The organism is Acetobacterium sp. (assembly GCF_041752335.1).
Lineage (GTDB): Bacteria > Bacillota > Clostridia > Eubacteriales > Eubacteriaceae > Acetobacterium.
On record NZ_JBGSHG010000048.1, the window covers coordinates 111,560 to 122,406 of the forward strand.

The following is a 10,847-nucleotide window of genomic DNA, read 5'->3' on the forward strand; positions in this document are numbered from 1 at the left end:
AACCGTAATCGGGCTGAAAAAATTTGCACCGGATAATTAAAAGAATAGCAACAATAAAATGCGATGGCAGTTAAGTGAATTAACTTCCATCGCATTTAATTTAGATTTAGGATTAGAATCAGACTTAAACTGCTGATTGATCATGAAATAGAGATTGCCCGATTAAGTCAGCTATCAATACTAGTTAATTGCTACGGCATTCAGATGTGACTGGTAAATCAGCTCGTGACCGGCGTTGGTGGGATGAGGATCGAGGTTGCCGGTATACCAGTTGAAATTAACCAACGGTTCACTGCCCTGGTAGGTGGCAAAGGCGGTGTAGACATCAGCTACTTTATAACCGGCACCGGGGGTCTCAATGGCGGCGTTAATGGTTTGAATGGCCGGATCAAATATCGCAAATAGTGGATCCTGAGTGTTGATGGGATCATACAGAGTCGTCACGTAAATATCCGCCTGGGGTGCCAGGGTTTTGATGGTGGCCACGATCTGCGGCCAATCGGTGCCAAACTGGGTGACACTGGCAGTGACATTGGTCTGGATTGTTGGCAGCGCCGCTGTAATAATGTCTTGGGCACCGGGTTGAGCTAAAGCGGTCGCCAGATCGGTTGGGAAGGTCGGTGAGGCGGGATCCAGCTGGAAAGCGGCCGCCAGGGTTACGATGACAGGTGCGAGAATATTGTTACCGCCAACACTGACGGTAATTACCTTGGCCTTGCTGAGTGCAGCAATGGTTGCTGGATCATTCTGGAGTTGAGTTAACAGCTGACTGGAGGTGTAACCCGGGACGCCCAGATTCACCAGAGTGAGATCTTCATTACCGCTAACGCCGATCAAATCGTTATAGAAAAGATTGACATAACCGGAACCGGGGGTGGCACTCATCCCATAGGCGATGGAATCGCCCAGGGCAGTGTAGGTTTCAGTCTTGACGATTTTTATTTCGATCGATTCCAGACGCAGGTTTTCACCGGTTGTTCCCAACTCGGCGCCGTTCTTAACCCAACCCCAGGTGTTATCGACAGCCGGAATATTTCCTTTGTTCTGAACGTGGCCACGGTAATAGACCTCATAGCCGTCAAGACCGGTCAGACTGATCTTGATGGCTTCTATCCGTAGACCCTCTCCGGTGGTTCCGGCAAAATCACCGTTTTGCACTGCATCCATCCAGCCTTTATTCTGGACATGAACCTGATAGCTGATCCCGGCACCGCTGGGGACAGCGCCAGTGAGCTCAATTCGAAGACCTTCCAACCGGAGCCCTTCGCTCCGGGAGCCCAGTTCATTCGGTCCGGTAACGAAGTTGCCCACCGGCAACGGCACATCGCCTTTGTTCTGAACATGACCCCGATATTGAACCCCAATATCGCTGGTGGCTTGAGTATCAATGGTGGGATCGTTGCTTGATTCATTGCTGTTTGAGTCAACTGCAGCAAATACGCCGGTTGAAAAAATCATTGACAGCATCAGTAGGAGAATCAGAAGACGGCCGGTGATCGATTTGAAAATACTTTTTTTCATTTTGGTTCCTTTCACTGGTTCGATTTAGGTGTTGATTGAAAATACAGTTGCCAGCCGTCCAAAAGACTGAAAGAAAAGCCTTTAACACAAAAAACTAACGGAGTCAGGCACCTGCGATAGAACTATCATACCCGTGCCAGACATTTTTAAACAGAGCGAAAGAAATGATCCAGGCAATAATGGGTTGGTTATGAGCAAATTACAAAGATAATCAATTTACTCGTACAGCGATTCGATTTTTATCGGATAAATCTTTCGTTTAACTCGATAAAATGATACAATATTGCTAACTTTTTTGAAAAATCGGAGGTATACCATGCAACCAAAAATAATTCTTGCCAGCCAGTCGCCTCGCCGACGGGAGCTGTTTAAATTGGTGGTAAAAAACCATGGCATCAAAGATTTTATCATCCAGGCCGCGGAAATCGATGAAAAACGAATAGAAGCAGAGATACTGGCAAACAGTGACGGGGATTTTCAGGGTACGGTAAAAAAACTGGTGGGGGAGCTGGCCGCCAGAAAAGCCCGAGTTGTACAAAAGCTTAATCCACGGGCTCTGATCGTGGGAGCGGACACGATTGTGGTGCTTGATGATCAGATCCTCGGTAAGCCAGCCGATGAAATGGAAGCCTATAAGATGATTAAACAGCTGGCCGGAAACACCCACCAGGTCTTAACCGGGGTCAGCATCCGCTATCGGGATCGGGAAGAGCGGTTTGTCGCCACATCGACTATCAAGTTTTATCAGTGGGATCATCAGATGCGGCGGGAGGTGGCAGATTATGTGGCCTCCGGCAAGGCGATGGACAAAGCCGGAGCCTATGGTATTCAGGAAGAAGCTGGCCTCTGGGTCAAATGGATTAAGGGTGACTGCAATAATATTGTCGGGCTGCCGATTGCCAAACTCAACAAGCGGCTCGGCAAAATGCTTACGCAGATCGCCAACCAGTAATAGCCAGGCTACCAGTCATCTGGTGAAAAAAGCATCCTCTCATTATTTGAGGGATGCTGTGAAAGTCAAAAAAGATAACGGTAGTAGAGTCCCGTTTAATACAGCGATAACTCACTGTAAAAGGTCGGATTGAGAAATTCTTTCAGGGTGATGTCGGCCATTTTAAACAACCGCCGGGAAACCTGGGTGGCGTCCGCATCCGGGTATTTATCTTCGAGATAAATCACCTTTTTTATCCCGGCCTGGATAATGGCCTTGGCGCATTCGTTGCAGGGAAAACAGGTGACATACAAAATCGAATCAGCCAGCGACCGGCCATCCGAATTTAAAATGGCGTTTAACTCAGCGTGGCAAACATAGGCGTATTTGGTGTCCTGAAACGTTCCTTCCCGCTCCCAGGGCAGGACGTCATCACTGCAGCCTTTCGGCATGCCGTTGTAGCCGGTGGACAGAATAATATTGTCTTTATTAACAATGCAGGCCCCCACCTGGGTATTGGGGTCCTTGCTGCGTCGGGCCGATAACAGGGCAATCCCCATAAAATATTCTTCCCAGGTAATATAATCTTGTCGTTTCATCGCATTCTCCAGTTTTTTTCTTTAGTTTACCATAATTCTATTGATAAGTGGAGATGTCTCGGATAAAATAAATGGGTTTCTATTGTTGTCTTGCAGGTAAAAAAAGAACAGGTAATAAAGAGTGACCCGCTGTTTATAAAAATCATATTAATAGCAAAGGTGACTATCAGGTCCGGAAAAGGTGAAGAAGTGGATAAGAAGCGATTAATTCAACTATTGACCTGGAGCTGCGCCCTGCTCTGGATGGGGATTATCTTTTATCTTTCCAGTCAGCCGGCCACCCAGTCAGAGCAGCTCAGTACCGGGTTAAAAGATGGATTGCTGGCAATTCTGAGGTATTTGATGCCGGGTATCGAAAGCATCGAGCTCGGGAATCTGGATTTCTTGATCCGAAAAAACGCCCATTTCATGGCCTATTTTATTTTAGGCGTTCTGACCCTGTTGGCACTTGTCCAAAGTGAGGCACGAAAACCAGCCAATCTGGCGCTGCTCATCTGCATGATTTATGCCATGACAGACGAATTTCATCAATTATTTGTACTGGGCCGCTCCGGTCAGTTCCGGGATGTGCTTATCGACGCGGCGGGGGCCGTTCTCGGCATTTTACTCACTTCCCTTGTTATTAATCGGATTTCCAGGCGGTTTTAGGGTTAATTACGATTAATCTCCACGGAATGGGGTATAAAAGAAACAACTAATGCTAGGAGGTAGTAACTTATGAAATTCAGAGAATTTACGGTGAATAGTCACTCAACCAGAGAATTTGTCGATAGCGGTGTGGAAGAACGGAATATCAGTGAAATCAAAGCATACCTGGATAAGGTAAACAGTACAGTTGGTAAGGAAAAGGGATTTTCCCTGATTTTGATGGAAAACGGTGCTGCAGTATATCAAAGTCTGGATGGGTCCGGCGGCTATGGCGGTGTGATGATCAAAGCACCCCATTATATCGGATTGCGGCTGGATAAAGCCGACCATGAAGTCGAAGTGTTTGGCGCTTTCTATATGCAATCGGCAGTGAAAAAGCTCTATGATTTGGATCTGGGAAGTTGCTGGATCACCATGAACGGAATCAGCCAGACCCAGGAAGATAAATTATTGGCAGGCCAGGCGGGAATCATTGAGCATCTGCTGGCTTTTGGTAAACCTGCAAAAAAAGAAGGCAAAACCGATAAACATAAAACCGTTATTAATTGTGATACTAAATATGAGCAGAATCCTTATGGGATCACCATGATTACCACCAACGACGAAGCCCGATTGTCCGTAGTGGATACTATTTTTCTTCATACTTGGGGAAATGTGGCGCCATTCTCGGAAATGGAAAAAAGAGGGGTTCTGGATTTGCTTTACTATGTTAGAAATTCGCCTTCATTCCAGAATATTCAGCCCTGCCGGCTGATCCTTAAAGATGGCTATGCGGAACTGGCGGTGGTTAATCCGGATCGCGAAGAAAATTATACCGATGCCGGGATTATGCTATTCACCCTGGAGGGACTGGCAAAAGAGATGAGCTTCCCATCCAACTGGCATTTTATCAAGGACGATTCCGGTAATACCGAATATCGCCGGGTTGCCCATTTCGACTTGTAAAACTGAATAAAAAATAAACTGATAAATTTAAAAGGGGCTTTTGCCATCGGAACCGATGGGCAAAAGCCCCTTTTTATAGATATTGGAGATGGGCATTGGAACGATTGAGGTACATCAGTGCCAATTCCAGTTTCATTTCGATGCTGTTTTTAAGGTAATCCCATTCATCCGCCCGCTGCTTTTTGGCTAAGGCGATTTCTTTTTTTGAGTGGGTAGTGGTTCGGTGGGGTGATTTACTGGTCGTGCTGCTTGTTTCGAGAATCAGTGAAATATCGTTAGTCTCTGGATGGTTTTCATAATAAGTTGCAAATCTTGACTGTACCATTGTTATTTCCTTTCGTTGAACAAATTTATTTTTCGGATTGTGGTTAACATCCTTAGGTTTTATTGTTGATCTGATATCAGTATAAACGATAGATGTTAAGGACTTTTGAACAAAATGTTAAGGTTTTGTGAAGATTGTTAAATGCACGCAGATTAATGCGGGTCTGGCCATCGGTTATTGGTCGGTACGGCAGTTTGTTTAGACCCCTTCCTTGTCAGGGGTGGTCTTTTATCTTATAATAGAAGAATATGACAAAGTCAGGGTTCCTTGGGGAACCGTCTAATCGGAGACAAGGATTCACAGGAGATTCACAGGAGGTTCATCGTGACGCTTAAAAAAAACCTGAGCCAGTATTTTGGCTACGATACATTTAAAGAAGGACAGGAAAAAATCATAACGGCGGCAGTTAATGGCCAGGATGTGCTGGGGATCATGCCCACCGGTGGGGGAAAATCCCTCTGTTATCAGCTACCCGCCCTGCAGCTGCCCGGCATCACCCTGGTGATCTCACCGCTTATTTCACTGATGAAGGATCAGGTCGATGCTTTGGGTGAAATGGGAATCCCGTCCACCTTTTTAAACAGCAGTCTTGATGATGCCACCTATCAGCAGCGGCTGGAAAAGATCCGGGCCAATCACTACAAGCTGCTGTATATCGCCCCGGAACGGCTTTGCGCGCCGGCCTTTGTGGAGCTGGTGCGGACGCTTTCGGTTTCCATGGTGGCAGTAGATGAAGCCCATTGTATCAGTCAGTGGGGCCATGATTTTCGACCCCATTACCGGGAGATTCCCGCTTTTATCGGCAATATTTCGCCCCGGCCGGTGGTGGCGGCTTATACCGCCACGGCCACGAAGAAGGTCATTGAGGAAATTAAAACCTTGCTGGCACTGCAAGATCCGGTCGAATCGATCATCGGCTTTGACCGGCCGAACCTGCTTTATCAGGTGGTTAAAACCGGCGATAAGCTCGGTTATGTCAAAAATACCATCACCCAGACCTTCCCGGATCAGTCCGGGATTATTTACTGCGCCACCCGAAAAACCGTCGAAAGCGTCACCGCCAAGCTGATCAGCCTGGGCTTTCTGGCCGGCGCTTATCATGGCGGCATGCGTCCCGAAGATCGGGAGCAGAATCAGCAGGATTTCATTAATGACCGTCTTCACATTATGGTGGCCACCAATGCCTTTGGGATGGGGATCAACAAGCCGGATGTGCGTTTTATCATCCATTACAATATGCCCCAGAATATGGAGGCTTACTATCAGGAAGCCGGACGTGGTGGCCGGGATGGCGAACCCAGCCACTGTACCATTCTTTATTCCCCCGCCGATATTGTCAAACAGAAACAGCTGATCCAGCTCAACCAGACCTCCCCGGAGCGGGAGACCCTGCTGTTTGAGAATCTTCAGTATCTGGTCGATTATTGCCACACCAATGATTGCCTCAGAAAAAGTATCCTCAACTATTTCGGGGAAGTAGCCGACTTTGAACGCTGTGGCAACTGCGGCAATTGTCTGGACCAGTCCGAAATGGTGGATATCACCCTGGACGCGCAAAAAATTCTTTCCTGCATTTATCGGATGAAAAACCGCTTTGGTCTGAATATGGTAATTGCGGTGCTCCGCGGCTCGAAAAATAAAAAAGTCCTGGAGCTGGGTTTTGATCAGCTGTCCACCTACGGAATCCTCCAGGAGCAGAGCGCCGAAAGTCTCCGCGAAATCATCATGACCCTGGTGGCCAAGGGCTATATCGTCGTCACTGCCGATGAGTACCCGGTCCTCAAATTGACCCCGGCGGCCAGTGGGATCTTAAAAGGGAGTGAAACGGTCTTTCATAAAAAACACCTGCTAAATATCAAGGCCGCCAAAACAAAAACTTCCGGTAAAACCAAACCACCGGTTGATTGCGACGAAGCCCTGTTTGAAGAACTGCGGTCCCTGAGACGCAGCATTGCCCAGGACAAGGGACTGCCGCCCTATGTGATTTTTCCCGATGCCACTTTAAGAGAAATGGCGGCCTATTTTCCCCGGAGCGAAGCCGAATTTCTAAACATCAACGGCGTCGGCCAGGCCCGTTATGATCATTATGGTACGGTCTTTATCGAAGCGATCAGCAGCTTTGCCGAAAACAACCCGATCACCATCAGACCCCGGCCGGTCGCGGCACCGGACGACCCGGAACCCCGGTTGACCAGGCAACAGGCGGGCGAAAAAGAAGCAAAAGTGCCCTCCTGGGAACTCACCTACGCGCTGTTTGCCGGAGGCATGACCATCGCTGCCATCGCCAGGCAACGGGAACTGAGCGAAAACACCGTGCTGAGCCATTTAATCCGCTGCGATCAGGAAGGAAAAGCGATCAACTGGGGTGATTTTGTCGATGCCGATAAAGAAGTAGCCATCATCAACGCCATCGGCACCGTCGGCCTGGAAGCCCTGCGCCCCATCAAAGAAGCCCTGCCAGAGTCCTGTTCTTATGCGGATATCAAAATTGTGATTCATAAAAATGGATTAGCATAGCTAGTACCGGAGAAGGAGAAAGACCGATGACCTCGACGAGCTTAAAAGTAATCGCCCTGATTTTGATGTTACTGGACCATATCGGACAGTTTATTCCGGGTACCCCGCTGTGGTTGCACTGGCTGGGCCGGCTTTCGGCGCCGGTGTTCTTTTTCTGCATGGCCTGGGGCTTTTATTACACCCATGACCGCAAAAGATACCTGCTCAGGATGTATTTCTTTGGTGTGGGGATGGGAATGATTGATCTGATCAGCAATAACAGCATTGCTGATCCCTACGCGATGATGTCCAATAATATTTTTGTGACGCTATTGTTGGTGGCAGTGATTGTCTGGCTGATCGAAATCCGCAAAACCGACAAGCCCAGGGGTAACAAATTTATCGCCCTGTTTGCCGGCTATCAGATTCTGACCACGATCCTCTGTATTCTGGCTGGTCAGTTCGTGCCGCTGACTGGTATGATGAGCTTTGTCGGGGCCATCACCGGCAATCTGATTTTTAACGAGGGCAGTTTTATCTTTGTTTTTCTGGGGGTGCTGATCTACTTCAACCGCACCGATAAAAAACGACTGATCCTGGCCTACGGGCTTTTCTGTCTGGCTTTTTTCGCCCTGGAATGGTCCATCGATCCCCGGCCAACCGCCCTGCTTTACAATAATTATCAGTGGATGATGATCGGGTCATTGCCGCTGATGCTGTCCTATAACGGTGAAAAGGGGCGGGGACTGAAATACCTGTTTTATATTTTTTATCCGGTTCATATTGTGGTGTTGTTTTTTATCGGCAATCTGTTTTTTTAAGGCCTATCAAGAACTGGTGAGAATGAAGAGTGTGAGTAAGCGATCAACAAATCGCTAGCAGCAGAAAAGGAGATCGGTCGGATGGTAAAAGCTGTCAAAGATCAGGAAAAAGCGACAATTAAACGCCGCCATGAGATTCTGCTCTGTGGTCAGGAACAGGGGGTCAGTGCGGCCTGTAAAAAATACCGGATTTCCCGGACCCTCTACTATCGCTGGCATAAACGCTTTGATGAACAGGGTCTGGCCGGTCTGAAGGATCAGGTCCGTCATTTTGTGCCACCCAATAAATCAGCGCTGACGGTGGAGCAGGCGGTGCTGGATGCCATCGTTTCCTTTCCGGACTATGGTCCCCAAAGCATTGCCTGGCTGCTGGAGGAACAGGATTTGAACATCAGCAGCAGCGGTGTCTATAATATTATGCGCCGTCACGATCTCAATCACAAACTGGCCCGCAAGCATTACAGCCGGAAAATCAGTGCTGCGCAACATCAATCAGCAGGAGTTGATAATGAAATCCGGTCCGATCGAGCGCCAGATCCGGAGCAGCTGACAGTGGGCGAATGCTGGCTGGCCTGGACGGTGGAACGGGGTTATCAGCCGGGGATTGGCAATCTTTATCAGTATGCGGTGGTGGATTTAATCAGCGGCGTAGCCTGTGCGCGGTTGTATACCAAAAAAAATGCCGACTGCGCCCTGGACCTGTTGCTGGGGGTGGCTATCCCGATGGGCAATGAGTTGTTGATGCAACCAAGCTGGATAATGACGCCCCATCAGCAGGAGTATACCACCGGCAGAATCCACAGCCGCCATCTTTACACCAGCAAGCTCTGGGAAATGAATATCAGACAGGTGATTTGGGAGGAGAAAAATAATGTTTACTCCAAAACGGTGCAGGTATTCAACCAGAAAAGCGGGACTTATCTGGAGTCGCTGCTGGAATCAGCCGATTCTTTTGACATAATCAAGGACGGTTTTCAGCAGTTTGTTCGTGATTATAATCTCGAGCTGCCGCTGGGCTATGGTGAAAACAGTGACAAAACGCCCATGGAAATCGTTGTCGACATCAAGGGCCCCGGGGTGACCCTGCCCTTGTGGTCCTATGTCAATCGGAAGTATTAAGGGTGCAAAAAGAGATGCGGTTCGCGGCGATGTTTAGTTCCGCCGATCAGCCCGGAGAGGAGCGACAATGAAAAAGCAGATAGCCGTGGTAGGCGGTGGATACAGCGGTTTGACGCTGGCCTATTTTCTGGAAAAAGCCGGTCATCAGGTCACGGTTTTTGAAGCGGAAGAACGAGCCGGGGGGCATTGTTTGAGCGTCTTTCATAAAAAAGAATTCTGCGAGCTGGGGTCGGTTCTGGGAACCTCAGAAGCTTTGATGAAATTTCTGCGACAGTTGGACGTCAAAGCCGAGTACAAGTATTTTCACCGCAGTTTTTTGGGCCCGAATGGTGAGAAACAGGCCCAGATTGATCCTGACGAGATTGCTGGTTTTCAGGAGCAACTGCAGCGGCTGCCGGAATACCTGGCCCCTTATCAGGCGGTTTTAAATGCTCAGGGCTGGGCGAATATTCCCGATGCGCTGACCCAATCCTTTGAATCCTGGTGCAACGCGAACAAACTACAGACCCTGATGCGGGTTTATTCGCCCCATCTGGTGGCCTTCGGTTTTGGCAAGTCCAGCGAGATTCCAGCCATCTATGCCCTGAAGTATCTGGATATCATGACCCTGTCCTCGATGATTGAGTCCCGGAAGCTGATCAGTTTTTCCAACGGCGCCAACGAGATTATTACAAAATTATCGGAACGGCTGGAGGACCTCCGTCTGAGTAGCCCGGTGACTGGTATGATCCCGATTGATCATAACCGCCTGATCATAAAAACCCCGGTTGGCGAAGAACATTTTGATGCGGCGGTGATCACCGTGCCGCTGGACCGGTTGGTGATTCACGCCCCGGACCATGCCCGTCTGATGGGCTGCTACCGACGCAAAGCCTACAATGTGCTGGCCTATGTGGCCCGGGAAAACTACCGGACCACCAGTTATTTCACTCATAATTTTGACAAAGACGGACACCTGCTGCTGTTGTATAGCAGCAAGCCGGATAAACCCGGACCACTGCTGACCGCCTATGCCGCCGGAGATCTGCCAATTAAAGATTTAAAAGCCCAGATCGATGCCGATCTGAAACAGGCCGGCTTTAAGGCTGAGCGGCTGTTTGCCTATAAACAATGGCAGACCTTTCCGCATGTTACCGGGGCCGAGATAAAAAACGGCTTCTACGATCAGGTCAATGCTCTTCAGGGCCAGCAGGGGATCTATTTTTCAGGCAGCCTGACCTGTTTTCCGACCCTGGATAAATTGACCCAATACCTCAGCGATTTTACCAACCGCTATTTTACAATTGATCAACCATAAATTTATTTATTTTAGCTTGCTGTTTACAGATTTACGGTAACAGCCGGCTTTTTTTATCAACACATCCCGTTAAGTTGTTAACACCAAGTTAAAACAGCTGACGGGATGTGTTTTTATGCGCTGTTAAATTGTTGTCAAAGTCAAT

The 10,847-nt window shown here is 48.4% G+C and carries 10 protein-coding genes; 7 read left to right on the forward strand and 3 right to left on the reverse strand.

The window, feature by feature from the left end; all coding sequences use genetic code 11:
* Positions 1–180: 180 nt before the first annotated feature.
* On the reverse strand, positions 181–1,521 hold the full coding sequence (locus tag ACEW8F_RS06720) for a GDSL-type esterase/lipase family protein (protein ID WP_373482703.1): 1,341 nt from the start codon (positions 1,519–1,521) through the stop codon (positions 181–183).
* A gap of 316 nt (positions 1,522–1,837) precedes the next feature.
* On the opposite strand from ACEW8F_RS06720, the gene ACEW8F_RS06725 reads away from it, so the two are divergent.
* Positions 1,838–2,473 (forward strand): nucleoside triphosphate pyrophosphatase, encoded by a 636-nt coding sequence (locus tag ACEW8F_RS06725; protein ID WP_373482704.1) that lies wholly within the window; start codon positions 1,838–1,840, stop codon positions 2,471–2,473.
* A gap of 95 nt (positions 2,474–2,568) precedes the next feature.
* On the opposite strand, the gene ACEW8F_RS06730 is transcribed toward ACEW8F_RS06725, so the two are convergent.
* Complete coding sequence (locus tag ACEW8F_RS06730) at positions 2,569–3,051, reverse strand: cytidine/deoxycytidylate deaminase family protein (RefSeq protein WP_373482705.1); 483 nt, start codon at positions 3,049–3,051, stop codon at positions 2,569–2,571.
* A gap of 189 nt (positions 3,052–3,240) precedes the next feature.
* Between ACEW8F_RS06730 and ACEW8F_RS06735 the strand changes: the two genes are divergently transcribed.
* Both ACEW8F_RS06735 and ACEW8F_RS06740 read left to right on the forward strand, forming a co-directional pair.
* Positions 3,241–3,699: a VanZ family protein gene (locus tag ACEW8F_RS06735; protein ID WP_373482706.1), complete on the forward strand. Its 459-nt coding sequence runs from the start codon at positions 3,241–3,243 to the stop codon at positions 3,697–3,699.
* Positions 3,700–3,768: 69 nt separating this feature from the next.
* Entirely contained in the window at positions 3,769–4,644 is an 876-nt protein-coding gene (locus ACEW8F_RS06740) for a nitroreductase family protein (protein WP_373482707.1), read from the forward strand.
* A gap of 73 nt (positions 4,645–4,717) precedes the next feature.
* Here ACEW8F_RS06740 and ACEW8F_RS06745 read toward each other — a convergent pair whose 3' ends face one another.
* Positions 4,718–4,969, reverse strand: coding sequence for a hypothetical protein (locus ACEW8F_RS06745; protein WP_373482708.1), 252 nt, complete (start codon positions 4,967–4,969; stop codon positions 4,718–4,720).
* Positions 4,970–5,293: 324 nt separating this feature from the next.
* Between ACEW8F_RS06745 and recQ the strand changes: the two genes are divergently transcribed.
* The 4 genes from recQ to ACEW8F_RS06765 all read left to right on the forward strand — a co-directional run bounded on the left by recQ (position 5,294) and on the right by ACEW8F_RS06765 (position 10,702).
* Positions 5,294–7,486 (forward strand): DNA helicase RecQ, encoded by a 2,193-nt coding sequence (gene recQ, locus ACEW8F_RS06750; protein ID WP_373482709.1) that lies wholly within the window; start codon positions 5,294–5,296, stop codon positions 7,484–7,486.
* Positions 7,487–7,512: 26 nt separating this feature from the next.
* Positions 7,513–8,286: a TraX family protein gene (locus ACEW8F_RS06755; protein WP_373482710.1), complete on the forward strand. Its 774-nt coding sequence runs from the start codon at positions 7,513–7,515 to the stop codon at positions 8,284–8,286.
* 81 nt (positions 8,287–8,367) lie between these two features.
* On the forward strand, positions 8,368–9,405 hold the full coding sequence (locus ACEW8F_RS06760; RefSeq protein WP_373482711.1) for a helix-turn-helix domain-containing protein: 1,038 nt from the start codon (positions 8,368–8,370) through the stop codon (positions 9,403–9,405).
* A 67-nt stretch (positions 9,406–9,472) separates the two neighbouring features.
* Positions 9,473–10,702 carry a flavin monoamine oxidase family protein gene (locus ACEW8F_RS06765; RefSeq protein ID WP_373482712.1) on the forward strand — a complete coding sequence of 410 codons (1,230 nt, stop codon included), beginning with the start codon at positions 9,473–9,475 and terminating at the stop codon, positions 10,700–10,702.
* The last annotated feature ends 145 nt before the right edge of the window (positions 10,703–10,847 follow it).

What these genes read in the sequence shown, in the direction of transcription:
- ACEW8F_RS06720 (WP_373482703.1), bottom strand. Translation starts at nt 1,521, where the DNA reads ATGAAAAAAAGTATTTTCAAATCGATCACCGGCCGTCTTCTGATTCTC.
- ACEW8F_RS06725 (WP_373482704.1), top strand. Translation starts at nt 1,838, where the DNA reads ATGCAACCAAAAATAATTCTTGCCAGCCAGTCGCCTCGCCGACGGGAG.
- ACEW8F_RS06730 (WP_373482705.1), bottom strand. Translation starts at nt 3,051, where the DNA reads ATGAAACGACAAGATTATATTACCTGGGAAGAATATTTTATGGGGATT.
- ACEW8F_RS06740 (WP_373482707.1), top strand. Translation starts at nt 3,769, where the DNA reads ATGAAATTCAGAGAATTTACGGTGAATAGTCACTCAACCAGAGAATTT.
- ACEW8F_RS06745 (WP_373482708.1), bottom strand. Translation starts at nt 4,969, where the DNA reads ATGGTACAGTCAAGATTTGCAACTTATTATGAAAACCATCCAGAGACT.
- ACEW8F_RS06755 (WP_373482710.1), top strand. Translation starts at nt 7,513, where the DNA reads ATGACCTCGACGAGCTTAAAAGTAATCGCCCTGATTTTGATGTTACTG.
- ACEW8F_RS06760 (WP_373482711.1), top strand. Translation starts at nt 8,368, where the DNA reads ATGGTAAAAGCTGTCAAAGATCAGGAAAAAGCGACAATTAAACGCCGC.
- ACEW8F_RS06765 (WP_373482712.1), top strand. Translation starts at nt 9,473, where the DNA reads ATGAAAAAGCAGATAGCCGTGGTAGGCGGTGGATACAGCGGTTTGACG.